The 25,415-nt window shown below is 46.4% G+C and carries 27 protein-coding genes and 2 tRNA genes; 15 read left to right on the plus strand and 14 right to left on the minus strand.

What is annotated here, in order from left to right:
- Positions 1-36: 36 nt before the first annotated feature.
- Positions 37-306, minus strand: a complete 270-nt coding sequence (locus QXF64_02665; GenBank protein ID MEM1689393.1) for a hypothetical protein — start codon at positions 304-306, stop codon at positions 37-39.
- Between the two features lie 69 nt (positions 307-375).
- On the opposite strand from QXF64_02665, the gene QXF64_02670 reads away from it, so the two are divergent.
- A complete protein-coding gene (locus QXF64_02670; GenBank protein MEM1689394.1) occupies positions 376-1,227 on the plus strand; it encodes a DMT family transporter in 852 nt (283 codons plus the stop codon).
- 38 nt (positions 1,228-1,265) lie between these two features.
- Positions 1,266-2,633, plus strand: coding sequence for an MBL fold metallo-hydrolase (locus QXF64_02675; GenBank protein ID MEM1689395.1), 1,368 nt, complete (start codon positions 1,266-1,268; stop codon positions 2,631-2,633).
- A 76-nt stretch (positions 2,634-2,709) separates the two neighbouring features.
- On the opposite strand, the gene rgy (QXF64_02680) is transcribed toward QXF64_02675, so the two are convergent.
- From rgy (QXF64_02680) to QXF64_02695, 4 genes are all read right to left on the minus strand, one after another.
- Positions 2,710-4,410: a reverse gyrase gene (gene rgy, locus QXF64_02680; GenBank protein ID MEM1689396.1), complete on the minus strand. Its 1,701-nt coding sequence runs from the start codon at positions 4,408-4,410 to the stop codon at positions 2,710-2,712.
- Entirely contained in the window at positions 4,367-6,313 is a 1,947-nt protein-coding gene (gene rgy / locus QXF64_02685) for a reverse gyrase (GenBank protein MEM1689397.1), read from the minus strand. The genes rgy (QXF64_02680) and rgy (QXF64_02685) overlap by 44 nt, the downstream gene beginning before the upstream one ends.
- 161 nt (positions 6,314-6,474) lie before the next feature.
- A tRNA-Thr gene (locus QXF64_02690) sits at positions 6,475-6,548 on the minus strand.
- A gap of 42 nt (positions 6,549-6,590) precedes the next feature.
- A complete protein-coding gene (locus QXF64_02695) occupies positions 6,591-7,382 on the minus strand; it encodes a radical SAM protein (protein ID MEM1689398.1) in 792 nt (263 codons plus the stop codon).
- A 23-nt stretch (positions 7,383-7,405) separates the two neighbouring features.
- On the opposite strand from QXF64_02695, the gene QXF64_02700 reads away from it, so the two are divergent.
- From QXF64_02700 to proC, 3 genes are read left to right on the plus strand one after another with little or no spacing between them, the layout of a single operon-like run.
- A complete protein-coding gene (locus QXF64_02700) occupies positions 7,406-8,173 on the plus strand; it encodes a hypothetical protein (protein MEM1689399.1) in 768 nt (255 codons plus the stop codon).
- Entirely contained in the window at positions 8,157-8,378 is a 222-nt protein-coding gene (locus QXF64_02705; protein MEM1689400.1) for a hypothetical protein, read from the plus strand. The genes QXF64_02700 and QXF64_02705 overlap by 17 nt, the downstream gene beginning before the upstream one ends.
- A gap of 44 nt (positions 8,379-8,422) precedes the next feature.
- Positions 8,423-9,211 (plus strand): pyrroline-5-carboxylate reductase, encoded by a 789-nt coding sequence (gene proC, locus QXF64_02710; protein MEM1689401.1) that lies wholly within the window; start codon positions 8,423-8,425, stop codon positions 9,209-9,211.
- Here proC and QXF64_02715 read toward each other — a convergent pair.
- Both QXF64_02715 and purC read right to left on the minus strand, forming a co-directional pair.
- Positions 9,208-9,591 (minus strand): hypothetical protein, encoded by a 384-nt coding sequence (locus QXF64_02715; protein MEM1689402.1) that lies wholly within the window; start codon positions 9,589-9,591, stop codon positions 9,208-9,210. The genes proC and QXF64_02715 overlap by 4 nt on opposite strands.
- 73 nt (positions 9,592-9,664) lie before the next feature.
- The gene (gene purC / locus QXF64_02720) at positions 9,665-10,750 is read right to left on the minus strand and encodes a phosphoribosylaminoimidazolesuccinocarboxamide synthase (GenBank protein MEM1689403.1); all 1,086 of its coding nucleotides are present in this window, start codon (positions 10,748-10,750) and stop codon (positions 9,665-9,667) included.
- Positions 10,751-10,806: 56 nt separating this feature from the next.
- On the opposite strand from purC, the gene QXF64_02725 reads away from it, so the two are divergent.
- Positions 10,807-11,730: an ATP-binding protein gene (locus QXF64_02725; GenBank protein MEM1689404.1), complete on the plus strand. Its 924-nt coding sequence runs from the start codon at positions 10,807-10,809 to the stop codon at positions 11,728-11,730.
- Positions 11,720-12,412, plus strand: coding sequence for an HAD family hydrolase (locus QXF64_02730; GenBank protein ID MEM1689405.1), 693 nt, complete (start codon positions 11,720-11,722; stop codon positions 12,410-12,412). Before QXF64_02725 ends, QXF64_02730 begins: the two co-directional genes overlap by 11 nt.
- Before the next feature lie 114 nt (positions 12,413-12,526).
- On the opposite strand, the gene QXF64_02735 is transcribed toward QXF64_02730, so the two are convergent.
- A tRNA-Leu gene (locus tag QXF64_02735) sits at positions 12,527-12,614 on the minus strand.
- Between the two features lie 42 nt (positions 12,615-12,656).
- On the opposite strand from QXF64_02735, the gene QXF64_02740 reads away from it, so the two are divergent.
- Positions 12,657-13,868: a DUF1512 domain-containing protein gene (locus QXF64_02740; protein MEM1689406.1), complete on the plus strand. Its 1,212-nt coding sequence runs from the start codon at positions 12,657-12,659 to the stop codon at positions 13,866-13,868.
- Positions 13,869-13,910: 42 nt separating this feature from the next.
- Positions 13,911-16,100 (plus strand): elongation factor EF-2, encoded by a 2,190-nt coding sequence (locus tag QXF64_02745; GenBank protein ID MEM1689407.1) that lies wholly within the window; start codon positions 13,911-13,913, stop codon positions 16,098-16,100.
- Here the strand turns inward: QXF64_02745 and rsmA are convergent.
- Entirely contained in the window at positions 16,087-16,887 is an 801-nt protein-coding gene (rsmA, locus tag QXF64_02750; protein MEM1689408.1) for a 16S rRNA (adenine(1518)-N(6)/adenine(1519)-N(6))-dimethyltransferase RsmA, read from the minus strand. The two genes, QXF64_02745 and rsmA, sit on opposite strands and share 14 nt — an antisense overlap.
- A 41-nt stretch (positions 16,888-16,928) precedes the next feature.
- Between rsmA and QXF64_02755 the strand changes: the two genes are divergently transcribed.
- Genes QXF64_02755 through acs form a run of 4 tightly spaced genes read left to right on the plus strand, consistent with a single transcriptional unit; the run spans position 16,929 to position 20,235 of the window.
- Positions 16,929-17,288 (plus strand): SWIM zinc finger family protein, encoded by a 360-nt coding sequence (locus QXF64_02755; GenBank protein MEM1689409.1) that lies wholly within the window; start codon positions 16,929-16,931, stop codon positions 17,286-17,288.
- Positions 17,266-17,904 (plus strand): endonuclease III, encoded by a 639-nt coding sequence (nth, locus tag QXF64_02760; GenBank protein MEM1689410.1) that lies wholly within the window; start codon positions 17,266-17,268, stop codon positions 17,902-17,904. Before QXF64_02755 ends, nth begins: the two co-directional genes overlap by 23 nt.
- A complete protein-coding gene (locus tag QXF64_02765) occupies positions 17,901-18,203 on the plus strand; it encodes a hypothetical protein (GenBank protein MEM1689411.1) in 303 nt (100 codons plus the stop codon). Before nth ends, QXF64_02765 begins: the two co-directional genes overlap by 4 nt.
- Positions 18,204-18,243: 40 nt before the next feature.
- Positions 18,244-20,235: an acetate--CoA ligase gene (acs, locus tag QXF64_02770; GenBank protein ID MEM1689412.1), complete on the plus strand. Its 1,992-nt coding sequence runs from the start codon at positions 18,244-18,246 to the stop codon at positions 20,233-20,235.
- Here the strand turns inward: acs and QXF64_02775 are convergent.
- The gene (locus QXF64_02775; GenBank protein ID MEM1689413.1) at positions 20,213-20,779 is read right to left on the minus strand and encodes an HD family hydrolase; all 567 of its coding nucleotides are present in this window, start codon (positions 20,777-20,779) and stop codon (positions 20,213-20,215) included. The two genes, acs and QXF64_02775, sit on opposite strands and share 23 nt — an antisense overlap.
- 32 nt (positions 20,780-20,811) lie before the next feature.
- Between QXF64_02775 and QXF64_02780 the strand changes: the two genes are divergently transcribed.
- The gene (locus QXF64_02780; GenBank protein MEM1689414.1) at positions 20,812-21,780 is read left to right on the plus strand and encodes a deoxyhypusine synthase; all 969 of its coding nucleotides are present in this window, start codon (positions 20,812-20,814) and stop codon (positions 21,778-21,780) included.
- On the plus strand, positions 21,773-22,075 hold the full coding sequence (locus QXF64_02785; GenBank protein MEM1689415.1) for a hypothetical protein: 303 nt from the start codon (positions 21,773-21,775) through the stop codon (positions 22,073-22,075). Before QXF64_02780 ends, QXF64_02785 begins: the two co-directional genes overlap by 8 nt.
- A 1-nt stretch (position 22,076) precedes the next feature.
- Here the strand turns inward: QXF64_02785 and QXF64_02790 are convergent, their stop codons facing one another.
- Genes QXF64_02790 through QXF64_02805 form a run of 4 tightly spaced genes read right to left on the minus strand, consistent with a single transcriptional unit; the run spans position 22,077 to position 25,415 of the window.
- Positions 22,077-23,012, minus strand: a complete 936-nt coding sequence (locus QXF64_02790) for a ribose 1,5-bisphosphate isomerase (GenBank protein ID MEM1689416.1) — start codon at positions 23,010-23,012, stop codon at positions 22,077-22,079.
- A gap of 20 nt (positions 23,013-23,032) precedes the next feature.
- Complete coding sequence (locus tag QXF64_02795) at positions 23,033-23,272, minus strand: hypothetical protein (protein ID MEM1689417.1); 240 nt, start codon at positions 23,270-23,272, stop codon at positions 23,033-23,035.
- A gap of 5 nt (positions 23,273-23,277) precedes the next feature.
- Positions 23,278-23,721: an Lrp/AsnC family transcriptional regulator gene (locus tag QXF64_02800; protein MEM1689418.1), complete on the minus strand. Its 444-nt coding sequence runs from the start codon at positions 23,719-23,721 to the stop codon at positions 23,278-23,280.
- A gap of 5 nt (positions 23,722-23,726) precedes the next feature.
- On the minus strand, positions 23,727-25,415 hold the full coding sequence (locus QXF64_02805; GenBank protein ID MEM1689419.1) for a glutamate--tRNA ligase: 1,689 nt from the start codon (positions 25,413-25,415) through the stop codon (positions 23,727-23,729).

Here is a 25,415-nt window from a genome sequence, read left to right on the forward strand (position 1 = left end):
TGCCCTACTTTGGTTTCCGCGAATGTTATTTTTAAATCAAAGCAACGCACTGTATATCCATATCCAAGAGATGAGCCATACCATAAAGAACGGTCCAAAACCAGAACTGAGGATTTTGGAAATTGGAAATTCCGACTGCTGCAGCTTTAGGATTTTGCCTGCGAGAGACGCCGACAAAAGGTAGACAATGATCGCTATAAAAAGCGCTCCCCAACTGTTCTTTATAACCGCGGAGACTATCCCAGAGATCATTCCCATCAAAACGAAAAACAACACCATCTTTGTTTGCGGCTGCAGAGATCTCACCCGTTTATCATACCATCACAAGGTTTTATATATGTCGTGACTTGAAATTGCATCAATCGGGTGAAAAATATGCAGAACATTGCCGCTTTTCTAGCCGTGCTCGCAACAATCTGTTGGGGAATGGATCAAGTTCTGGGAAAAGCATCAGTGAGAGCCATACACCCCTTTTTCTTCAACGTCATCCGATCTTCCTTTGCTTTCATTCTAATTCTTTTTTTGTTCTTGATATTTGACGGAAATTTTGGCAAGCCTTGGATAGTTGCGCTCGCGGCCGCCTCAGGTCTGATCGGGGAGTTTCTAGCCGCCGAGTTGTATTTTATGGTCATGAAGAGAAGCCCTGCCCACATTGTCATTCCAGCCGGAAACACAGACCCGCTGTGGGGGGCGCTAGGGGCGATGGTTCTGCTTGGTGAAAAACCGGGCTCGGCCATTCTCGCCTCCATCATTCTCGTACTCATTGGAACATTTTTGCTCGCCGAACGGAATGGGGAAAAAGATGGGTGGAGGGGAGGCATTTTCCTCGCTCTTCTCGTTGCAGCTCTTTGGGGTATCATGCTGCCGTTTGCAAAAATTTGTCTAGATGAGGGAATGACACAGATTGCCTATCAAACGGTTAGAATCGGAGCTGCGGCTGCTGGGTGTGTCCTCTTCTGGCTTGTCAGCGGTATGCGGGTTGGAGAAGTCGGAAGAAAACCCATCTCTCTTACGCTCGCCTCTGGATTTTTGGCATTCTTTCTTGGCTTCGTGCTTTGGCTAAAAGCTTTGAGTCTCGAGACTGCCAGTTCTCTGGCTCCCTTGCTTGGAGGAAAAGTTGCCTTTGGATTTTTGTTCAGCGTTGTGCTTCTTCGGGAAAGAACCAGTTTAAAAAGCATTGCTGGGGCCTGTCTAATCATGGCTGGAATATTCCTCGCCACGCTTTGAGAATTACGCTTAAATCGAAAAAGTTTTGAGATAAATTTGTGCGAATAACGGTTTTCGGTGGAGCTGGGGAAATAGGAGGAAACCAAATCCTTCTAGAGGGAAAAGAAACCAAAATCTTGCTAGATTTCGGAAGAAGTTTTGCTAGAGAATCACTTTATTTCGATGAACCGTATCTTTCTGCGAGAAAGCCAGAGCATCTTTATTCTTTACATTTGCTTCCGGATATAGAAGGTATTTATCCTTGGGAGGAAATAGAACCCTCCATTTCCGGAATTTTCATATCGCATGCCCATCTCGATCATATGGATTATATTCGATACGTCAAGGAATCCATACCCATTTATGTTGGAGAAGGAACTTGGAAAATAATAACCGCTAGAGATGCCACGGGGAAATCCTCGAAATATCAACTGGCAAAATTCAACGAAAAGTTGTCGGATTCGCCCCAAAGATGCATCGTGCCATGTAGAGGCTTCACCATTCAGCCTTTCAGAACCGGACGAGAACTCTCGGTTGACGAATTCAAAATAAAACCGGTACATGTGGATCATTCTGCCCCAGCAGCGTATGGTTTCATAATTGATGGACCGGAGGGAAGAGTCGTGTATACGGGCGACATTAGATTTCACGGCTACAAGCGAAGCTTCTCCGAAGAGTTCCTGAGGATGGCCGAGAATCCGGATGTCCTGATAACTGAAGGAACAAATCTTGTGGGTTTCAAGCCATCAAGTGAAGAAGAAGTTGGAAGAAAACTCGGAGATATAATCGAAAAGACAAGCGGACTCGTGGCCGCCAGCTTTTCACCAGTCGATATCGACAGAATGAAAACATTCTTCAACGTTGCAAAAAGAAGTGGTAGAAAGTTCATTATCTCAATGAAACAGGCAATGCTCATAGATGTTTTGAGTGATGAGATAAGACAGAGGTTGTTGGATTTCCCCTTTACGCTCGGAGACGAAAATGTTCTCATATACGAAAGAGAGAAGGAAAAAACATACAAGTGGGAGGAAAAGATGATTGAGAGATATGAAGTGGTTGATTCCTCTTGGGTTTCAGAACACCAGCAAGAGGTTCTTTTATTTGCAACTTACTATGACATGCTCGAGATGCTCACCATAAAACCAGAGGTTGGTTCTGTTTTCATCTATTCAGAGAGCGAACCCTGGAACGAAGAAGGAGAGTTTGAGTTTGAGAAGCTTGAAAATTGGTTAGAAACATTGGGTATGCCGCTTGTCCACATACACGCATCCGGGCACGCCTCACCATTCGATCTAAAAAGGATGATCGAGACTTTAAGCCCGAGAAAAATCATAATGGTTCACTCCGAAAGACCCGAAATTTTCAAAAAATTCGCCAACGTTGAAAATATGATCTGCCCGCAACAAGGTGTCCCAATCGAATTGTGATCTTTCTGAAAGTTTTTAGCTTGAATCCCGCCTATAGCCTACAGGGTATTTCACCGCAAAAAAATATTTTGATTAGTCAATGGGCTTTCCTTATTTCCAAGATTTCTTGGTAAAGCTCTTTCAAGATTTCGTTGTAGTCAGCTTTGCCTTGCTCAACCAGATCCATCAGCAATTCTAGCCTTCGCGTAGTTTCTTCAGAAGTGTATTTCCCAAAATTTCGACAGAGATACATGTAAACCTTAAAGCCCAACGGTGTGTTTATTAGCTTGTTATTTCGATCAATAGCGTAGTTTCTTTCGAGAATCGTCTCCACGATTTTCGCGTATGTGCTTGGTCTTCCTATTCCTTTTTCCCGCATTAGGGCTATTATTTCGCCCTGTGTGAAAGGCCTCGCTGCCGGAAGCTTCAAAATCCTTGCAAATTTTATCGCATACTCGCCTTCTCTCACTGGATTTGCAGTTTTCACGGGTAACACAACATTGAAGCCTTGGGACACTACGCTTACCGGGTTTTCCATATGCACTTCGTTTCCATCCACCGAAACCATGAATTTCTGGTAGAGGACTCTAGCCTCTTTCATCTGGCTCGCAATAAACCGCTTGAATATCAGATCGTAGAGTTGAAAGTGATCTTGCGTCAACTTTTTCGGAAAACGTAAAAGTCCAAGAGATATCAAGTTTTTCAGTCTTTCTACGTCAATGGCTCTTGTCGGTCTTATACATTCATGGGCACCTTCCATAGCATATCTTCGGGGAACAAAAAGCGATGGATACCTTTCTTGAATATATTCTTTGGCGATACCTATACCTACCGTTGAAACTGTTGTGGCATCCGTTCTATGATATGTGCATAAACCCATCTCAAACAAATCTTGAGCAATCATCATTGTCTTTGGGGCTGGAAAACCGAGCTTTGCTGAAGCGTCCCGGAGTAGTGTGTCTGTGGTGTAAGGTGGTGGTGGATTTAATGTGTGCTCTTCTTCCACTAGAGCCGATATTTTGGCTTTGAGGTTTTTAAGAGCGAGGTTTCTCGGTGAAAACGACAATTTTGGATTTTCGATGAAAACCCTTAGGCCGTTTGAAAGCACAGCTGACAAGACCCGCTTTTTCTTTCTCGATTCGCTCGTTCGTTCTATTATCCAGCCCAAGACTGGCGTTTGAACCCTTCCAGCAGACAGTTTATAGTTCTGGAAACGGTCCCAGAGTTTTTGGCTTAGTTCGAATCCTATCCAGCGGTCTTCTATGCGGCGGACAAGCTGAGCCTCCACCATTTTTATGTTGATTTCTCGTCTTTCTTTGACGGCTTGGAGGAAAGCTTTCTTGGTTATTTCATGGAACTCCAACCTCTCGATGTGCCTATTGACTGAGTAAAGCGAACAGTAAACGTCGTAGGCTATCTTTTCTCCTTCAATATCCGGATCTGTAGCGACGAAAACACGGTTAACTTCGAGGGCGATTTTCCTCATAACTTTGACGAGCTCCTTCTTGGAATAGTATTCTTGACTTTTACATTTTGGACAAAAATCGAGTCCCGTAAATTGTTCACCACATTTCCGGCATTTCTTTATAAAGTCATATATGGGTATGAAGCGACCTCCTTCAACTTTTACACCGTGGAAGCCCTCACCTGAAACAAGATCATAGATGTGCCCCATGCTCGCCACAATGTTGAGCACAAATTCCCCAGCGCTCACCTCAAAAACAGTTACGTTTCCAATCTTCCTTTTGAAGGGTTTACCGAAAAATCTGGAAATGGTTCTTGCCTTTCGGAGATTCAACGATCAACAAAGCCGTTTTGATGAAGTCCTTAAGCCTTTTCGATATTTGACCTTCATTAATGTCTCTTATGGTTTGGCGGTCTTCGTCTATCTTTTTAAACCATCTTTCGGCTGTCTTAAAGCTGAACTCAATCGGTGAGAATTCGCCGAGCATGAACTCCAGCTGTTTTCTAAGAGCGTAAAATGCCTTTTCATCGTCAACTAGGATGAAGCTCGCACCCCTAGTTATACCGCCCGCAAACATTCTTGAGGCTCTACCCGAAGCTTGAACATAGGCTACCGGATCTGCTACAACGAGATAGAATTCGTTGCCTTTCTGTTTAAGAGAAACCTCCTTGCTCTTGGATATCGCTTCAACAACCTTCGGGTTTATCGCCTCCTTCAAGAAGTTTCTAGCTTCTAGAACGATTCTCCTAACGTGTTCGTCAAAGCCTTCCAGCGTTGTTCCCTTTTCTATGGCTTCTTTAACCATTTCCACGGTTTGTTTATTCACCGGTACGACGCTCCGGAGAGCGTTTATCACTTGACTAGCCCTATCTTGAATATTTGCATCGAGGAATTCCCTGATATTTTTGAGGAGCATCAAAAGCTTGACTGGATTGTATTCGTTCCAGCTCAGCTGAATCTCGCTTCTCGGAACACCGGCAAAGATCACGTAACGAATTCTCTCCGGAAGATCTATGCCCCTAGCTAGAGGACTTCTGTAGCTGGCAACACCCACAAGAACCTCATATTCGCCGTTTTGAAACTTTTCCAACATTTCTTCATCCATCTTCATGTAAGCGTAGGACTTGACGCCGTTAGCGTTTAAAAAAGCATTGAGCTTAGCCACGTGCTCTCTACCCAAAACGGATGGAACAAAGATAAGACATCCACCGCCAAAACGCTGGATAAGTGACAGGACTTGCTGCTCCATGCCTGCTTCTGCCTTCAAATAATAATCTTTGATATTTCTGAGGAATTCTGGTTGGAAACCTATCTGGAAGTTTAGAAGCTCCTCGAAGAGTTTTATCCGCTTTGTTCTTTTGGCTTTAACCGTTGCTCCCGAAACCACGAGCAATCCTATCTTGTTTTGGCGCTTATATTCCTCGATTTGGTTTCGAAGCCTTTCAACTTCATCGACAATTTGCTCTGGAGATTTCTCCATTCTTCTCAGGCGACCTGCCTCCCTCCGCAACTCGACTATCCTAAAAGCTGTGGCGATTATTTCATCGCTGAAACCCAGAAGTTTCATGATCTTGTCTATGTTTTTCGGAGACTTGAGGAAAGAATCCACATCATCCACAAAAACGAAGTCGAAGGTTTTATTCTTGACAATCTTAAAGTGGTTAATCAAAAATCTCTCAGTTGTAATTAAAATTTCAAATTCACCCCGTGCCACCTTTTCCAGAGCTCCACGTCTTTCAGAATCGCTCATGCCTGCATGATAGCAAACTACTCTTGGATTTACGCCAAGCCTTTTAGAGAAAACATCCAGCCTTTCCGCAACTTGTTGGACAAGAAGCGCTGTTGGGAGGATTATATAGCTTTTTCTACCATTGACCGCAAAATACAAAGCTGAAACAGTTCCCAAGACGGTTTTTCCAACACCGGTGGGTGCCACAATGGAGAAATTGCTGTTTAAAAGAATTCTTCTAGCCCACGTTTCCTGAAGAGACCACATTCTCTGTCCAACCGCTTTCTTGAAGAACTGAGAAAACTCTCTAAACTTCTGCTGGAATAGGAAAATTTCCTCGGCAAAGTAGAGACGCCCTTTCTCTCTCAAAATCTTGAGCAATTGTTCCCTGCTTTTTAGCGTCTCGGTTCTTTCAACACAGTTTTCGCAGACACCCATCCAGAGAAGCCGATCGTCCGATATAGCGCCTTCACAGTTCACGCATAAGCCATGATAGATACTCCTCATCCTCGAACACCAAAATATCATTACTAAGTTAATTCTTATTTTTGTCAACAGATATTCAAGGAGACTAAGTCAAGAAACTTGGCGCACGGCTTATTATCCCTTCATTTTCTTGCTTTTCGATCTCTGTCAATTACCCTGCAGAGCTTTAGAACTCGTGTTAGAGCCCCGGGCGGGAATTGAACCCGCGACCTCACGCTTACCAAGCGTGCGCTCTGACCGGCTGAGCTACCGGGGCACCAAATTCTGATAAGTCTCCAGGTTAGAAAAACTTTATCCACTATATCAGCTCGTTTGGGATTTTCTCCGGCTGGTAAGCGACCCTGGGTTTTATTCCCGCCTCCTTCAGTCTCCGAACAACATGTGGATAAAGAAAAACGTATTCTTCTTCGATTTTTCTAGGCAAAGAACGATCTATCTCGGCCAATCTTTTCTTGAGATCTTCTAACGCATCTTTTCGGCTGAAAGATAACATAATGGCAGGATGACAGGCTACTCCCTCATCCAACAGATTTCTGAGAGCTTCAAGCTGGAGCTGAAAAGCCTCTGGAAACGCCCCTGTGAGCATCGAAAATTCCTGCTCATTGGTGCCCTTCAGAGAAACTCTGACATGTAAATTTTCAAACTTCGCAAGGCTCTTTGCTAATTTTTTGTTCACAAGAATCCCGTTCGTCTCGAGAATAAATAAGTAGCCGGCTTCGTCCGTTAGAGAGATGAGATCGAGCAGGTGGTCGGGAGACAGTGTTGGTTCGTTTCCGCTCACTCTCACTTGCGTGTAGCCGAACTTTTTCGCACAACTATCAAGCTTTCTGAAGATATCCTCCGCAGAAAAGAATTCTCCTATCGTCGGGTTATCTCTCGGACCGCCACTCCAGCAGAAGACACATTTTAGACAACAGCCTGTGCAATCGGCGGTGGCTATTCCCCCATACCATCTCCCCGGTCTGCCCACCCTATAATATCTGCGTTGATGATTTTTCACCACGTACGGGCGGATCTCCTCCGCGAGCTTCAGCGGATCAAAAAGTTGGCTAGACATCTGCAAACCTATCTGCAGCGGATGTTTTATCATAACTGGAAATAAAGTTTTAACCGATGAAGGTGCTCCCACTAGCTTTCGATTCTTTCGGCGTAAGAAGTATGTCAACCTTTCTTGAGTACGGGAAACTTGGACTCCTCATCGATCCTGGCGTCGCGCTCGGACCGACTAGATATGGGCTTGGACCAACGAATGCAGAGTTTGAGGCTCTCGACTACGCCCGCCAACTGATAATGCACGTTGCAGAGAGGGCGGACGCTGTTGCTGTCACCCATTACCACTACGATCACCATCCTTTTCCGGACGATTCCGAGATGTACAAAAGATGTTTTGGTGGGAAACTCGTGATGGCAAAGGATAGAAGGAATAACATTAATCAGTCGGGAAAAGTTAGGGGTAAAATCTTCGAGGACAATGCGGTGCACCATGCGAAGAAAATCGAATGGGCGGATGGGAAAACCTTTGAGGTTGAAGGAGTCGAAATCTCTTTCTCTCCGGCCGTCTGGCATGGCGATGTTGGAAGCAAGGTCGGAACCGTTGTCATGGTTTACATTGAAAAATGCGGTTTCCTTTTCGGATCCGATGCTCAGAGCCTTGCGGATCCTGCCGCTCTAGATTGGGTTCTTAAACAAAACCCAGAATTTATGATTTTGGACGGGTATCCTACAATCTTCGTAGGATGGCGGATGAGTCAGAAATCCTTTGAAACAGCAAACGAGAACCTAAAGAGAGCGATTGCGGAGACACAGGCGGAAGAGGTGGTTCTCGACCATCATATACTGCGAGACATAAATTACAGAAAAAAAAATGAAATCAGTCTTTGAAACCGCTGAGAGAAAGGGAAAAAGAATACTTTCGGCTGCGGAGTTCCTAGGACTTGAGAACTTTTTCCTAGAGGCATGGAGGAAAGAAATCGCGGAGGGGAAGAGAGAGGTTGATGTTAAGAAATACTACGAGGAGTTGTTCGAAAAAATTGGAATAGGATTGCGCCTCCAGAAAGCTGCTCGCAAAGTAAATCTGCTCGAGTAACCGCTCGGTTATTAACTCCGCAAGCGAGATTTGTGGTGAGGCGAATGAAGATTGGAATAATTGGAGCAGGAAATATGGGTCTTGCCCTAGCCAAGGGCATTCTGCTCTCGGGGAAAATAGCACCGGAAAACATTCTAATCAGCGATAAAGATGAAGAGAAACTTGAGCTGGCAAAAAATCTTGGGGTGTCGACAACAACTGAAAACAAAAAAGTGACGGAAGAGTCCGACATCGTTTTCTTGGCTGTGAAACCTGCAGTGGTTAGAAGTGTTTTAACCGAGATTTCTGAGAAACTCAACGGAAAGCTACTGATCTCGATCGCCGCCGGCATTGACACGAAAACAATTGAACGCCTTTGTGGAGCCAGAGTTATTAGAGTTATGCCAAACATCTGCGCCGAAATCGGTGAGATGACCGCCTGTTATTCGCTCGGTTCGAGAACAAGAGCAGACGATGAGAGGATTCTGAAGGAAGTCTTGGCTGGAGCTGGAAAAATGTTTAAGATTGATGAGGAGTTAATGGATGCAGCGACTGCAATCTGCGGAAGCGGCCCAGCCTTCTTCCTCGAGCTGATGAGGGCTGCTGAGGATGCTGCGGTAGAGCTGGGGTTTGAGAGAGAAACCGCTCGACAAATCATCTCACAGGTAGCGAGAGGGGCAGCGGAGCTGTTGAAAACGGGAGAGCCTGGCAAGCTCATCACCAGAATATGCACGAGAGGTGGAACGACAGAGCGGGGCATGAAGGTGCTGGAAGAAGGAAAGGTAGGCGAGATTTTTAGGAGAGCTTTCCGGGCCGCAGCAGAGAGATCTAGAGAACTCAAAAAGGAAGTTTAAAAACTGCCTGCTTCGGTCGCTGTTTGAGCTTTAAACTCCTCGAGTCTCTTCTTTATGTGGTCTGGGAGTTCCTTCGCCCTTTCGAACGCGTGCTTTATTTCTTCCAATATTTTCTCGGCGATTTCTGGAGGAGGATTCTCCAATTTCTTTCTCCTCGTTCTCTCCGCCCCGTAAACGACCTCTTCAAATCTTATCGTTTGAATGTTCCAGAGATAGTCGCCCAGCAAAACTACGGCAACCACTATCCTCTTTCCTTCCGGATCCTCCACGTGTTTTTCCGCCAAGAGTATCGTGTAGGAAACGAACCACCCCTGCCTTTCCAAAATTCCTAAGAATTTCGGGGCATTCACGCTCCTGCCTATGAATTCTGTGATGTCCATATTTACCGACCCTTGAGAATTCTCGGTTTTCACAGGATTTAATCTCTAAGGTGGTTAAAAAAAGAAACGCACTTTATAAGCCTTTGCTTTGGATGTATTCTCGATAATGTCTTATGACTTCGTCAATTGTCGAAACCTCGAAGAACTTCCGCCCGGTCAATGCGTTCGCTGCAGCCATGTACATCTCGCTTATTATCTCTTTCAGCTCTAGATCCAGATGGGGTGGTTGAACTTTACACAGGCTTCTCCAGTCTTTAACACCTTTTTTTTCTGCGAGTTTCTTTGCTTCCTCAACGGCTCTAAACCAGTCGGTTTTCTTGTAATATTGTCTGGCCACTTCCTTACTGACATGGATTCCCCGATAGGTGAATCTGCATTCATCGAGCGTTCCAACAACATCCACAACCATCAGATTTCTCTCCTGGTCAAAAGCTAGCTCTATTTTTCCATCTTCATTTTCTAGACCGGCTTTGGATGCTATTCCCGTTATTACGTTATCAACTTTCAAAAGGAGCTCTTTTATTTCTTCGACTTCATCATCTGTAAGACCAGCTATACGTTTCGCCTCATCCCAGTTGATGTATCTGTCCGTTTCTTCAAGCTTTGTGCTCACATCGAATATCGGCTTTTCCAATTTTTCACCGGGTCTCGGCATATGATCAAGACCGAGTTCTTTAAGTGTCAACTCACCAAGTTGTAACCTGCGGAAGACGGAAGAACCCTCCGGAAGACCGTTCCTGTAGATTATCTCAAGCGGGATTAGGAAATTCACGAGATTTGGGGTGAAAATGCCGTAATCGTAGACGAGCCTCCCATTCTCTATACGCGTTGTCGGCCTGTAGACGTTCACCAGATTTATCTCCATTATGCTTGCTGGTTCCTCAAGTTCGTCAAACCTGAGAAGTCTACCTCCAGAGATTAGACCACGATAGTGGGTTTTTATCCCTTCCTCCTCCAGTCTTTCAAAGCAGTAAGAACCCATCAAACAGAGGGCCGCACCCTTTCCTTGGATCAGATCGGGCATCTCGCCCCAGTCAAAAACGGAGTATCTGTCAGAAAAGTGAAAGCGACCTACTCCCATTCTTTCTGCAGTCGGTCTTTCCACGATTTCCAAATCTTTTACGCTTCCCAAGTCTTTTCCCCCGTTTTCCTCTTTCAATTTTCCTTACAACTTATAAACATTATAAACAAAAGAGAGCGCTTCTGTTTATGTGGATGAAACTCTGCTCGAAATGTGGCGAAAGGGCTGAAATCGAACTGGATTACGCCAGAATGCACCTCTGCGACAGGTGTTTCGTGGATTTTTACGAAAGAAAAGTGAGAGAAACAGTCAAAAAGTACAAGATGATTGGAAAGGAAGATAAGGTGGCGGTTGCGGTCTCGGGCGGAAAGGATAGCGCCGCCCTTCTCTTCGTTTTAAGAAAACTTTTTCCCGATCTTTCCATTGCTGCCGTTCACATAAATGTAGAAATTCCAGGTTATTCCGAGGAATGCGAGCAAAAGTTCAGGGAGCTAGCCAGGATAGTCGGTGTGGATTCTATCGTTTACAACACGAGGGAAAAACTCGGAATAACAACACCCGATTTCCAGAAGACGGTTTACAAGGATAGGATTTGCTCACCGTGTGGAACCATCAAGCGGTATCTTCTGAACAAGATCGCGCTCGAGAACGGTTTCACGAAAGTGGCTACTGGGCACAACCTAGACGATACCGTTGAGGTGCTTTTCAACCTCTACGTGCAGGGAGATATCCAGCAGCTCGTGAGGCTGAGACCTGTCGCCCCCTCAACCCACCCAAAGCTTGTGACGAAAATAAAACCTCTCATTGAGATGACGGAAAAAGAGAACTTGCTGTACGCTTTGAAAAATCAACTCCCATTCAAGGAAGCTCCATGTCCTCTCGCCTCCGGAAGTAGAAGCCGTGAGAGGAAAAAATTGCTCGAGATGATCGAAGGAAAGATGCGCGGATTTAAACATACTCTGTTCTCATCACACGTCAAAAGGATTTTACCCGTTCTCGAAGAAGGAGTTAAGCTTCCATCGTTTGTTGAATGTTCCTCGTGCGGGATGCCTTCTTCGGAAGACCCGTGCGCATTCTGTAGACGTATAAAAATGGTGAAGGGAAACCATGAAGATTAGAGGAGTCCTTTTCGATGTGGATAGCACGCTAGTAGATTCGAGACTGGCCATGGACCTTGCGCTCGAGACGATTGTGAGGGAACTCGTCGATTTCGTCGGACGGACGGAGGATCTCGAAAAAGCTCTTTGGAAATCGCGGCAGATAGATTTGGAAATGCATGCAAATCTACAGTATGACCGGAAAATGTGGTGGCGGAGAATTTGCGACGAGCTCTGGCCGGGTGTGACGCTTCCAGAAGATCTCGTCGAGAATCTCACCTTGGAATACTGGAGAATCGTTTGTGAGAAATCTACGCTGTTTCCAGATTCTTTGGAAACGATCGGGAGTCTGAAAAACAGGGGTTATCGACTTGGAATCGTGACGGATACTGATGGAACACCAAGTGTGAAAAGATGGAGGCTGGAGAAACTAGAGATTAAGAAATGGTTTGACATTGTTGTCATAGCTGGGGAAGATACTCCAGCTGTGAAGCCGGATCCCGGACCATTCCTTCTCGCCGCCGCCAAGCTCAAATTGAAACCGGAAGAGTGTCTCATGGTGGGGGATAAAATAGCAACAGATGTGAGGGGAGCGAAGGCCGCTGGAATGTTGGCGGCGCTCGTTCGGAGAAGAGAGAGTGAAAACTGTGCGGAGGCAGATTTTGTTTTGGAATGTCTAGGAGATCTTCTGAGATTTCTTTGACATTGAAGCAGCAAAAACTAATTCCTTGGAAAGTGTTGATCATACTGAAACAAGCTTTTCTGCTCACAATTTTCCACGAAATAACTTGATTATGGTCTTGGCAAGCGATCAATGTGGTGCGGGGGAGGGGATTTGAACCCCCGAACCCCTACGGGACCAGACCCTGAATCTGGCGCCTTTGACCTGGCTCGGCCACCCCCGCTTCAAAAATAAATCTACAACGAGAAATTAAGGGATAATCTTTTTGAACATCTTCAAAAAAGATATTATGCGAATCGATATGCCGGAAATCGACATCTTGGGAACAATCATTATACTGATGGTTCTCAGTCTTATCTACACCCTTCTGACACCTCATCTTCTTTCGCTTCAGGCTAGCATGGGTATCGGTCAGCTCAGAAAAAGCATGAGAGAAATCGAAACTTTTGCGATAGAGAGTCGCGCGATAGCGCTCAGATCATTCTCGAAACATGGAAGAACGAAGAGAGACATAAGGAAGGAAATAGAAAATTCGCTGGAGTTTTTCGCGATAGAGCCCGTCAGGGAGGATCCAGTCGGCGTTCTCAGAAGACTCGAGCACATACTGGATGTGAGAAAGAAGAGATTTGAGAGCCTGGTCAAGAAGCTCTCCCCCAAGGCAGATGAGGAGACTGCCGCAAACCTTGAAATGGTTCTCGAAGGTGCAATCGCGACCCACACACTTTATCGACTTATGAAACACTACTGCCTGCTCGCAGAGAAGACGAAGAGTTATCAACTCGTTATGATTCTGCAGATGCAGCTCCCATTCCTGAAGGAATACGCCAAGGCATTCACGAGAGCCACGAGGACGTTCGCGGAAGGAAAGCCGATAGGAGACGGGGTGGGTCCGCTGACGGCCGTTCTCATCGCAAATACGGACAGGTGGAAGGAGGAGGTGGAGGATACAGTCTACGCGGAAGTTCCATTTGAAGGTCGAACCTTGCTTGTTGTTAAGGCGAAAGGGCCTGGAGGCAGGGTTGGCAAACCGGGAGAACTCATAAGACGCCTAGCGAAGAAAAGAAAGATAAACAGAATAATCATGATAGATGCTGCGGCAAAGCTTGAAGGAGAGAGAAGCGGAGAAGTCGTGGAAGGAGTTGGTGCGGCGATAGGAGGACCGCCAGTCGACAAATACAAGATTGAGGAAATTGCGACAGAGCTCGGTATCCCGCTCGACGCCGTCATCATAAAGGAGTCCCTCGTCGAGTCGATCACGGAGATGCACAAAGGGCTTGCCGAGGGCGCAAGGAAAGCGGCCGAAGTCGTGAAAAGAGCAATTCTCGAGAGAACGAAACCTAAGGATACCATCTTGATTGCTGGGATAGGAAACACAATAGGGATCGGGCAGTCCCCAAAAGAGATTCCGAGGGAATTCCCGCAGCCTCCGGTTCTGCCAAAAGGAGCAATCGAATCCGCCGTTCTGCCAATCGGTTGACGCTTTTAAGATGGGAGTTTGTAAAAGTAGAGATGTGAAAGCATGAGAAGATACAAGCACGTTGCGGATGTTGTGAAGCTGATGTGGGAGCCGGAGAGAATAAGAAACATAGGGATAGTGGCTCATGTCGACCACGGAAAGACAACTCTAACCGACTCCCTCGTTGCAGCTTCCGGAATAATCAGTTTCGAGCTCGCCGGCGAGCAGCTTTTTACCGACTATCTCGACATCGAGCAGCAGAGGGGAATAACCGTGCAGACATCGGCTGTCAGTCTCTCGCACGTCTACGATGGAAAGGAATACCTGATAAACCTGCTTGACACACCTGGCCATGTCGACTTCACCGGCGACGTCACTAGGGCCCTCAGGGCAATCGACGGCGTTGTCGTTGTTGTTGACGCGGTGGAGGGCATAATGCCACAGACGGAGACTGTTACTAGGCAGGCCCTTCAGGAGTACACGAAACCCGTCCTGTTTATAAACAAGGTTGACAGGCTTATAACGGAGCTCAAACTTCCTCCTGATCAGATACAGGCGAGGTTTGCGCGCATAATCACGAAGTTCAACGAACTGATAAGAAGATTTGCTCCAAAACAATTTGCGCAGGAGTGGCAGGTAAACGTCGAAAACGGATCCGTTGCTTTCGGTTCTGCAAAGTTAAAGTGGGCAGTTTCCGTTCCTCAGATGAAGAAGAAAAACATCTCTTTTAAGGATATAATAAACGCGTACGCGGATGGGAGGGAGAAAGAACTTTCGAAGATAACCCCTATTTATGAGGTCGTCCTCGACATGGTCATAAAACACCTGCCCAACCCGAAGGAAGCACAGAAGATAAGGGTTCCCAGACTCTGGAGAGGGGATCCGGCGAGCGAGCTTGGCATAGACATGCTTGAAGCCAAACCGGATGGAAAGTTTTGTATGGTTGTGACGGATATCGTCGTCGACGAACAAGCCGGTGTCATAGCGACCGGAAGAATATTCTCGGGGACAGCTGAAAAAGGACTAGAGGTAAAGCTCCTGAACGCAAAACAAATTGCCAGGATTCAGCAGGTCTGTATTTATATGGGACCTGACAGGGTGATGGTCGAAAAAGTTCCCGCTGGAAACATTGCCGCCCTGATCGGTCTGAAGGATGCCGCAGTGGGTGAAACGATAATGAGTGTTGGGGTGGACGCGCCGGGCTTCGAAGAACTCAGGTATATAAGTGAACCCGTCGTCACAATTGCCGTTGAGCCTAAAAACTTCCAAGATCTACCGAAGCTCATAGATAAGTTGAAGAAAATTGCAAAGGAAGATCCGAACATTTATGTGAAAATAAACGAGGAGACTGGAGAATATCTCGTCTCGGGAATGGGAGAGGTTCATTTGGAAATCGTCGAATATAAGCTCAACAAGGCTGGTCTGGAAATCAAAAAATCCGAGCCGATCGTCGTCTACAGAGAAACCGTGACAAAAAGAGCAGGGCCTGTTGAAGGTAAATCTCCAAATAGACATAACAGATTTCTCATCTCGGTTGAACCTCTCGAACCCGAGGTCATAAAGGCAATCGAAGAAAAGAGAATAACAAATGAGCAGGAAAGGAAAGAAAGAGCTGCTATTCTCAGAGAACTTGGTTGGAGCGCAGAAGCTGCTAGAAACGTCATAGCCGTGATCGGTCCGAATGTTCTGGTTGACATGACGAAAGGTGTTCAGTTCATGAAGGATGTGGAGGACTACGTGATCGAGGCATTCAAAAATGTGGTTGAGGAAGGACCGCTCATGAGAGAACCGTGCAGAGGGCTGAAGGTCATCATTGAGGACGCCATGCTCCATGAGGACTCCGTTCACCGCGGACCCGCACAGATAATTCCGGCCGTGAGGAGACCCATTCAGGCTTGTGTTCTTCTAGGTGAACCGATAGTACTTGAACCCTTGCTCAAGCTCGAGGTCAGAGTTCCACAAGAGTTCATGGGGGGCGCGACAAAAGTCATCCAGGGTAGACGCGGAAGAATAATCGACATGGAAACTGAAGAAGATATCGTTATCCTACGAGCTCTCCTGCCTGTCGCAAATTCGTTCGGTCTCGCTGCCGAACTGAGATCAGAGACAGAAGGGAGAGCTATTTGGGCCACAGAGTTCGCAAAGTTTGAGAAAGTTCCGGCCGAGCTGCAGAAAACCATCATCGAAAACACCAGAAAGAGGAAGGGACTCAAACCTGAGCCACCTTCTCCAGAGGAGTTCATGGAGAAGTGAGGAGACGGGCTATTCTTTCAAAATCCTCCGGTTTCAGTTCAAAAACCCTTCTTTCAAGCAGATCATTCGGAAAACGAATGAGAAAGTTTTTGAGTTCCTTTTTGTGCATGGAAGGAAAGAGACGTCCGCTTGAGTGAATGAGAGCATTTCTCACCTTTTGCTTTCTGTGTTGGAAAAGTGCCTCAACCACTCTGCTGAAAAGATTCCAGTTTGCTATTTCGAATGGAGGTGGACGCGGGCGGAGCCTGACAATCGCGGAACACACAGCCGGTGGCGGGAAAAAGACCTCCGGAGGAAGCTCTTCGAGGATCTCAACATCCGCCTTACAGAAGACGTTGACGCTCAGTCTCCCGTAATCAGGTGCCCCAGGTTTGGCAATCATCCTTTTCGCGAATTCCAACTGGTACATTAGAACCCCCAGCTCGAAATCTTTTTCCAAGAGTTTGAAAGTGATGTCGGAAGAGATTTTATACGGTAGGTTTGCCACAACTTTCGTAAACTCCGGAAGCTCGACTTTCCTCGCATCCCCATGTATGAACACCACGTTTTTGCTACTAACGTTCTCCTTTGCTATCGCCAACAGTCTAGCGTCCATCTCGATCGTGTAGACCTTTCCAGCTTTTTCCGACAAGAACTTTGTCAGGTTGCCCAAACCCGTTCCGATTTCCAGAACGATGTCTGAAGGAGAAATCCGTGCGTATTCCACCATTCTGCGGAGAATTCCCTCATCGGTCACAAGGTGTTGCCCTAGCCTGCGGCTGAGTCTAGGAATTTTTGGTCTTTCCACCGCCTATATTTTTGCTGACGCATGAATAAAAAAGGAAAGTCATGCTTTCACAGGATTTCAACAAGAAAAAAATTGAGCTCTTTGGCCTTCTGCGAAAGGAGAGAAAGCTTTCTGGAGAAGTCCGCAGGAAAATCATAGAACTTTACGGGAGCAGGGGCGAGAAGGCGATAGAAGCTGTTGAACAAAGGAGAGTTCGTAAGCAGGGGCGCAGATGGTTTGTCCGAGGGAAAAGTGGAGAGTATGAGGTTGTGAAAAACTTTTGCTCTTGTCCTGATTACGTAATGAACATAGCAACTGAAAAGGCAAAGGTTGACATGTGTTATCATGCGCTCGCCAAGGAAATAGCCGAGGCAATCGGTTTCTACCGGGAGGAAAAAGATGAGAAAGGAGAAAGTGGCTGAGGCTGTTGTAAAATTTCTGTACTCGAATTATGGGGAGCCAAAACATCGTTGGAAGGAAGACCCGTTTAAGGTCTTGATATCTTGCGTACTCTCCCAGCGGACCCGTGAGGAAAACACAGAAAAGGCGAGCAGGGCGCTTTTCTCCATCGCTCCTACACCGAAGGATATTCTGAAAATCCCAGAGGAGGAGATCGCAAAAATCATAAGACCTGTCGGTTTCCCGAAGCAGAAGGCAAAAAATATCCTAAAAATATGCAAGATTCTCGTAGAAAAGTATGATGGGAAAGTTCCCGCCGATAAAGAGGTTTTAAAATCTCTTCCCGGAGTAGGTGAGAAAACCGCCAACGTCACGCTCTGTTACGGCTTCGGGATCCCATGCATACCGGTAGACACACATGTGAATAGAATCAGCAGACGTCTCGGACTGGTCAGCTGGGATGCCAAGCTGGAAGAAGTCGAACCAACGTTAAGAAAAATCTTCAAAAGGAAAGACTGGCGGCTGATAAATTTAGGAATGGTGCAGTTTGGGAGGGAAATCTGTCTGCCGCGCAACCCGAAGTGCGAGATCTGTCCGTTGAAAAAACTTTGTCTCTACGCAAAACGTGAACAAAAATGAATACCGTATTCATTGTTCTCCTGATCACAGGATCTCCGGCTATCGGTTTAAGTTCGCTTTTCGCTGGATTGGGTGGAAAAGCTATCACGCTTCGAAAACAAAGGCCCTTTCTATTCACTTCGCTCGTGATTCTGCTTGGTTTTGCTGTAGCTGTTCCATCACTCATTGTGGGAAAATATTTGGGAGAGCTTCCAGCCTGCCTCTTCCTCCTCGTTTTCTCTATTCTGGTGGGCAAGATTGCCAAGGCTTTCTGTTCCGGGCTTGTGAAAATCACCCTGCGTCTTCCTGAGGAGAGATAATCGTCTTCGTGAGAACTTTTAAAATCCAAAAACCCTTATAATGACTTATGAAGCAAAAAATAAGGTTGATGAGATGAGCAAGCAGTGGGTGGTTGAGGACGAACATAATAAAGACATCTTCTGGCCGTCAGAGGCGATGAAAAAGAAAGCGTGGGTTTCCGATCCATCGATTTACGAGGAGGCTGCTAAGGATCCCATAAAATTTTGGGAAGAAAAGGCAATTGAAGGTCTAGAGTGGTTCAAAAAGTGGGACGAAGCATATAGGTGGGACCCACCCTATGTCAAGTGGTTTATCGGAGGGAAAATAAATGCTTCATATAACGCACTCGACAGACATTTGAAAGCTGGAAAAGGTAATAAAAAAGCGATAATCTGGGTTCCTGAGCCTCCCCAAGAACCCCCTAGAATTCTAACCTATAAAGAACTCCACGAGCAAGTGAACAAGCTGGCCAACGTTCTGAAATCTTTGGGAGTGAAAAAGGGCGACCGTGTCGGAATATACATGCCAATGATCCCGGAAGTCATAGTAAGTATGCTCGCCTGTGCAAGAATTGGTGCTCCCCACAGCGTTGTTTTCTCCGCCTTCGCTGCAGACGCGCTGCGTGTGAGACTGGAGGATTCCGGCGCAGAAGTTCTGATCACGGCCGACGGTTACTATCGCCGGGGGAAAGTCGTGAACCTAAAGGCTAATGCTGACGAAGGGATAAAGGGGACCTCCGTCAAGAAGGTGATTGTTGTCAAACGGGCGGGGAACCCTGTCAACATGGTTGAGGGTAGAGATTTCTGGTGGCATGAGCTCATGGAGAAAGCGGATTCTCACTGCCCGCCCGAAGAGATGGATGCCGAAGATATGCTCTTCATTCTTTACACGAGCGGGACTACGGGAAGACCGAAAGGGGTAATGCATACAACAGGAGGATATCTTGTGCAGGCATACTGGACGGCAAAGTGGGTCTTCGATTTGCATGATGATGACATCTTCTGGTGCACGGCTGATATGGGATGGATAACCGGACACACATACGCTTGCTACGGTCCGCTCCTGAATGCTGCAACGATTCTAATCTATGAGGGGGCTCCTGATTATCCAGCACCAGATCGATGGTGGGAAATAATCGAAAAATATAAAGTAACGATATTCTACACTGCTCCGACAGCCATCAGAATGTTCATGAGGATGGGTGACGAATGGCCGGCCAAGCACGACCTGAGCAGTCTGCGTTTGCTTGGAACAGTTGGTGAACCCATCGACAGGGATGCCTGGATGTGGTACTTCAAGGTCATCGGAAATGGGAGATGTCCGATAACTGACACTTGGTGGCAGACTGAAACCGGGGGGACCTTAATAATGTCTCTTCCTGGAATCGGACCTTTTATACCTGCAGTAGCCGGTTTACCTTTCCCAGGAGTCTCGGCTGACGTTGTTGATGAGGAGGGTAAACCGCTGAAGGAGGGAGAAAGCGGATACCTCGTTCTCATTCCACCGATTCCACCGGGAATGCTCCGCGGGCTCTACAAGGCGGACGAAAAGTATAGAGAAACCTACTGGAGCAAATATCATAACAGATATTACTTCACCGGTGATGGGGCGAGAAAGCTTCCGAATGGATGCATACGAGTGACCGGTAGAGTCGATGACGTTATGAAGGTAGCCGGCCACAGACTCTCGACCGCGGAGTTGGAAGACATCCTGAATCTTCATGAGGCGGTGGTCGAGAGTGCTGTGATAGCCAAACCACACGAGATAAAGGGAGAAGTTCCGGTTGCTTTCGTTATCTTAAAACAGGGTTATCGGGCGGGTGAAGATCTCGTGAAAGAACTGATAAAGCACATCGATGCAAGGATGGGACCAATCGCTAGACCTGAAAAGATATACTTCGTCGAAGACCTGCCAAAAACGAGGAGCGGTAAAATCATGCGTAGGATTCTTAAGGCTTTGCTTGTCAACGAACCGATTGGAGACACGACGACTCTTCTCAATCCTGAAGTTGTTGAAAATCTCAAAAAAATTATCGGTTACAAAGCCGGTTGAAGTTTGACTTCAAATTTTCGATCAAATCTCCGATTTCTGGAAACTTTTTGGCGTAGGGATCTAAATCCAAGAGCACTTGATTCCAGAGCTCAAGCATACCATCAGAGAGGTTTCCACATTCTGCGTACCGCAAGGCCTGGAGAAGAATCGAAAGGTAATCTGCAGCATGCACCAGCTCTGCTTCAATCGACCTTTCCTCAACAAACTCTTTCCAGAGTTCAAGAAGTTCTTTCTCCTCCCCGAAAAGTTCCTCCGCCGCCCTAGTCTCCATTTCTTTTTTGTTTCTTCTGGATAGATACTTCAGTCCGGGATATGGAAAATCTCCTACTAGACATTCGGGCATGTCATGAATCAGAGCCATCTTAACAGCTTTTTCTACGTTTACCTTTCTCCCAATCTTTTTTCCGAGAAGCATGACTATCGAAGCCACCTCGAAGGAATGTTGGGAGACATCCTCGACTTCGGCTAAGGATACCCCGGCTAGGAGCCAACCGGTTCGAGGAATCTCCTTGAGCTGATTGATCTTTTTGAGTAGCTCAATCATCAGCTTACAATAACACTGAAACCTCATAAAATATGAGTATACACAGAATAATCGTGAGTAAAATGCTCGGAGAGAAAGTGAAAGACATCCAACTCAGGCCCGATATGGATGTGGACGAGCTCGTAAGAAAGATGAGGGCCTCAGGCGGTTTTGTGGCCAAGAAGCTCGGAGAAGCAGCTGATATTCTGACAGGGATGGTGAAAGACAGAGAGTGCGTGAAATTCTTATCCTTTCCGGCATGCATCGTTGCAACCGGTTGCCGCGGTGTCATTAGAACCCTGATCGAAAGAAAACTCGTTGACGTGGTGATAACGACTTGCGGGACGATTGATCACGACATTGCCAGAAATTGGTCAGACTACTATCACGGAGCCTTCGAAATGGACGATGCTTGGCTGAAGAAGCGGGGAATCCACAGACTCGGAAACGTTCTGATACCGCAGGAAAACTATGGTGAGCTCATAGAGGAAAAAGTTCAACCGATATTGGAGGAAATTTATGCAGCCGGCGTAAGAGAGATATCGACAAAAGAGCTCTGCTGGGAAATCGGGAAGAGGATGAAGAAATCCTCAATTTTATACTGGACTTGGAAAAACAAGATCCCGATTTATGTTCCTGGAATACTTGACGGAGCATTTGGAAGCCAACTTTGGATTTTCTGGCAAGACCACAAGGATTTTCGAATAGAACTCATGAAGGATGAACAGGAACTCGCAGAGACTGTATTCTCGGCTAAGCGCACCGGAGCCCTCATAATCGGAGGAGGGATAAGTAAACATCACACCATCTGGTGGAATTCGTTTAGGGGCGGACTTGATTATGCCATCTATTTGACGACCGCTGAGGAATACGACGGAAGTCTTTCCGGGGCGAGACCAAGGGAAGCCGTCTCATGGGGGAAAATAAAAATCAAGGCAAGGAAAATCGTGGTTGAAGGGGACGCCACCGTAACCCTTCCAATTCTGACGCTCGCTTTGCTCAAGAGGTTAAAAAATGTTTAATAAGTTGACGGAGAAAATTGTGATGGAGGAAAGAATGCAACCACAAAAGAGGCTCGTCGGAAAAGTTACCCACTATTTCACGAAGATAGGCGTGGGCGTGATAGAGCTCTCCGATGAATTGAAGGTCGGGGACAAAATCTCGATCGAAGGTGCCACGACAAATTTCCAGCAGACTGTCGAATCCATGCAAATAGAGCACAAACCTGTCGATAAGGCTGGACCTGGGCAATCGATAGGGCTGAAAGTGAAAGATCGGGTGCGAGAGGGCGATTTGGTCTATAAGATCTTGGAGTGAACTAGATTCCGCTAGAACTTCCGAAGAGCTCCCAGCCAAAGACTTCTTTCATCACGGAATAAGCGGCAGATGGTGGAATTATCCCTCTTTCTGTGATGATTAGGTCGACATATTCGGGAGGAGTGATGTCAAATGCCGGATTTCTCACCTTCAGACCGGGGAATTTTTTAATATCTATCACTTCCTCGGGATCCCTCTCCTCGATTTCGATCAACTCACCGATCAGAGTTCTCGGATGAAACTTGTATGTCTCCGCTGCGACAAAGAAGAGAACACGGGCCTCATGGGCTGCTAGCGCTATCTGAGAGGTTCCTATCTTGTTGACCACAGCGCCATTGGAAGCTATGCTATCCGCACCCACTATCACTTTGTCTATTTCCTTCATGATGAATCTAACAGCTGAATCTACTATCATCGTGGTCGGAACTCCAGCGGCGAGAAGTTGGCGGGCGCTCAGCCAGCCCTGAAGACGGGGGCGAGACTCCGTTACGAAAGCCTCTATCTTCTTTCCCTGCTTGAAAGCAGTTATTATTACAGAAAGAGCCGCTTGACTGTTACAATGTGTTAAAACAACGTCACCATCCCGCAGTCTTTTGGCTCCTATCTCGCCTATCCTTTTCACGGCTTCGAGAGAGGATTTTATAAACTCCTCTGCTCTGTTCCTCACCGTTGTTCTAAGAACTGAAAGATCTTCTTCTTTTTTCAAACCACGAACTACGAATTGAATCGCGTTAGAAAGGGAGACCGCGGTTGGTCTGGTTGAGAGAAGAAGCCTGGATGCCTCCGAAATCTCCCGTATGAATTCTTCAGAATTTCTTGCTTTCGAACGTTCCGCGACAATCGCAAGAGCCCTGGCCGCCTCTCTGGCGATTTTTCCAGCTCCCCTTACCCTCATCGTCTTTATGTCCGATGCTATTTTTCTAACTTCTCTCAACATACAACCACCCTTTCGATTTCCTACGTTATATTCTTCATCATCGCCATTAGATGGTTTCGCAAAATCACAAAATCCGTCTTCCTGGTTTCATCCTCAGCAGATGTTATTCTCTTCTCAAGTCTCGTCAGAAAATCCGAAAAAGTCTCACTTTCGTCGAGGTCTTTCTTCACGCACTCAAGAAACTCCGACAAATACGTAACGTTCGGGAGAGCCAATTCGATCGCTTCTTCAACGATTTTTCTATCTTGTCCTTTAAGCATGGATATCACGGGGAAAACGGCTTTTCCTTGTAGGATTCCAACACCACCCAAGTAGAGACTCTGCGTGCCCCTTCCGAATGAAGGTTTTCCTTGATGAAGAGGTTCATTTCATCCATGTTGCCAAACCTCGCTTTGATAAGCAAAGAATCTTGACCGGTCACCCTATGTATTTCTAAAACCTCATTCCGTTTTCCAAGCTTGGAGATGAGCGCTTCCATTTCGTTGGCTTCAACTTCGACTTGGATGAAAGCAAGTAATTCCGCCCCGCATTTTTTCGGATCGGTTAAAATAGTATATTGCTGGATTATGCCCAAACGCTCAAGTTTCTTCACCCTCCTCCTTGCACCAGGTAGGCTGAGACCAACCTCTTTCGCTATTTCGTTCAGAGTTATTCTCGAATTTTTTGCAAGCATTCTCAGAATTCTCAAATCTACACTGTCTAACGTCATCCAAATCACCTGTGAGTGAAAATAGCCAAGGGTCTCGGAGTGACTCTTTCTAGTCTTACGAATCCAAACCTCTCAAATTGAATTACCGCGCCAGGAGTAAGAGAAAGAACAGACGGTTCTACAAATCCCGTTAGAATAGAGCCGTCCGGCATCAGAACGTCTAGCTCGGGTGCCCCTGCCGGGACCCAGTGAATTTTTTGAATTTCCGCCACCTCCATTCCGGCAAAGTCTCCGACCAAACCCGATGGTTTCTTCTCGATCAATCGAACATTCATCAAATCCTTAAGTCTAAAAATCTCGCCTTCACGCATTTTTTCCACGTCTTCTCCGCAAACGAAGAAAACCATTCCTTCTTCTTCAATTCTGAGAGGGATTACTCTTTCACCTGCCTCTTCCCTGCTTGGATGTAGCCTGAGTCTTACTTCCCTTAGCTTCGGAGCTTCTCTAACAGTAAGCTTTACCGGATCATGGACAAAGAAGTATCTGTCGGAGATTTCGTCGACAAGCTTCCTGTTCGCAGCATAAAGCGTCTCCCAGCTCAGCTGAGAGTCGACAAGGGTGAGTCCTACATCGAGAATTATCCTCTTTATCGCCTCAGGTAGGAAGCCTCTTCTCCTAAGAGCCGCCAGTGTTGCCAGTCTCACATCATCATAACCCGAGAGTTTTCCTTCCCTAACTGCAAGAACGATTTGGGTTTTGCTCAACATCGTTCCTGGCATATTCAGTCTTCCATATTGGACGGCGGTTGGATAGCTCCAGCCGAGGTGTTCGTAAAGAGTTCTCTGACATTGCTCGTTCACTTCATGCTCCTTTCCGCGAAAGATATGTGTGATTCCCATCTCGTGATCGTCAATTGCAGCTGCAAAGTTGTAAAGCGGCCAAACCTTCCACTTTTCTCCAACCCTTGGATGAGGGATATCGACTATTCGGCATGCGGGCCAATCTCTCACAGCCGGATTTGGATGGGAAAGATCCGTTTTTATTCTGAGCACGGCGTCTCCTTCTTTTAGATCGCCGGAAATCATCCTTTCCCAGAGCCTAAAGTTCCCCTCCGGACTTCGACCACGGCAGGAACATGCTCTCCCCGCATCTCTGAGTTTTTTGAAATCCTCCGGTCTGCACGTGCATACGTAGGCTTTTCCCTCTCCGATCAACTTCTCTGCGTAATCATAATACAGCGGAAGTCTATCGGACTGTATGTATTCTTCATCCCATCTCAGTCCGAGCCATCTCAAGTCATTCCTTATGAAATCGTACATATCGAGCTGAACTTTTTCAGGATTCGTGTCCTCAAACCTCAGTATGAATTTTCCATCATACTTCCTCGCATACTCGTAACTCAAAATGGCTGCTCGGGCATTTCCTAAGTGAAGAGGACCATTTGGATTGGGCGCAAACCTGGTTGTAACTTTGCCCTTCTCCGCCAAGGGTAACTCGGGAAGCTCCTTTTTCTTCTCCCTTTTCTCTTCTGGTGGTTTTATCTCGCCAAGCTTGCTCTTCTGTTCATCTAGAGAGAGAAAATTCACTTCCGTGACGACTTCCCTGACAACCTCTAATACTTCTCTCACTTTAGATTTCAGCTCCGGGAATTCCGCAAGTGCTTTTTTTATAACTGCGGAAACGTCGGCTTTTCCACCATGTTCAACTGCGTTGAGCAGGGCGAGATTGAATATTTTGTCTCTAAGGTTTTCCAT

Source organism: Candidatus Hadarchaeales archaeon, from assembly GCA_038823825.1.
In the GTDB taxonomy this organism is placed as follows: domain Archaea; phylum Hadarchaeota; class Hadarchaeia; order Hadarchaeales; family Hadarchaeaceae; genus JAVZGN01.

Coding starts and splice junctions, on each gene's coding strand:
- QXF64_02670 (MEM1689394.1), top strand. CDS start 376: ATGCAGAACATTGCCGCTTTTCTAGCCGTGCTCGCAACAATCTGTTGG.
- rgy (MEM1689397.1), bottom strand. CDS start 6,313: ATGAGGAGTATCTATCATGGCTTATGCGTGAACTGTGAAGGCGCTATA.
- QXF64_02695 (MEM1689398.1), bottom strand. CDS start 7,382: ATGATAAAACATCCGCTGCAGATAGGTTTGCAGATGTCTAGCCAACTT.
- QXF64_02700 (MEM1689399.1), top strand. CDS start 7,406: ATGAAGGTGCTCCCACTAGCTTTCGATTCTTTCGGCGTAAGAAGTATG.
- QXF64_02705 (MEM1689400.1), top strand. CDS start 8,157: ATGAAATCAGTCTTTGAAACCGCTGAGAGAAAGGGAAAAAGAATACTT.
- proC (MEM1689401.1), top strand. CDS start 8,423: ATGAAGATTGGAATAATTGGAGCAGGAAATATGGGTCTTGCCCTAGCC.
- QXF64_02715 (MEM1689402.1), bottom strand. CDS start 9,591: ATGGACATCACAGAATTCATAGGCAGGAGCGTGAATGCCCCGAAATTC.
- QXF64_02725 (MEM1689404.1), top strand. CDS start 10,807: ATGAAACTCTGCTCGAAATGTGGCGAAAGGGCTGAAATCGAACTGGAT.
- QXF64_02730 (MEM1689405.1), top strand. CDS start 11,720: ATGAAGATTAGAGGAGTCCTTTTCGATGTGGATAGCACGCTAGTAGAT.
- QXF64_02745 (MEM1689407.1), top strand. CDS start 13,911: ATGAGAAGATACAAGCACGTTGCGGATGTTGTGAAGCTGATGTGGGAG.
- QXF64_02755 (MEM1689409.1), top strand. CDS start 16,929: ATGCTTTCACAGGATTTCAACAAGAAAAAAATTGAGCTCTTTGGCCTT.
- nth (MEM1689410.1), top strand. CDS start 17,266: ATGAGAAAGGAGAAAGTGGCTGAGGCTGTTGTAAAATTTCTGTACTCG.
- QXF64_02765 (MEM1689411.1), top strand. CDS start 17,901: ATGAATACCGTATTCATTGTTCTCCTGATCACAGGATCTCCGGCTATC.
- acs (MEM1689412.1), top strand. CDS start 18,244: ATGACTTATGAAGCAAAAAATAAGGTTGATGAGATGAGCAAGCAGTGG.
- QXF64_02775 (MEM1689413.1), bottom strand. CDS start 20,779: ATGATTGAGCTACTCAAAAAGATCAATCAGCTCAAGGAGATTCCTCGA.
- QXF64_02780 (MEM1689414.1), top strand. CDS start 20,812: ATGAGTATACACAGAATAATCGTGAGTAAAATGCTCGGAGAGAAAGTG.
- QXF64_02785 (MEM1689415.1), top strand. CDS start 21,773: ATGTTTAATAAGTTGACGGAGAAAATTGTGATGGAGGAAAGAATGCAA.
- QXF64_02790 (MEM1689416.1), bottom strand. CDS start 23,012: ATGTTGAGAGAAGTTAGAAAAATAGCATCGGACATAAAGACGATGAGG.
- QXF64_02795 (MEM1689417.1), bottom strand. CDS start 23,272: ATGCTTAAAGGACAAGATAGAAAAATCGTTGAAGAAGCGATCGAATTG.
- QXF64_02800 (MEM1689418.1), bottom strand. CDS start 23,721: ATGACGTTAGACAGTGTAGATTTGAGAATTCTGAGAATGCTTGCAAAA.
- QXF64_02805 (MEM1689419.1), bottom strand. CDS start 25,415: ATGGAAAACCTTAGAGACAAAATATTCAATCTCGCCCTGCTCAACGCA.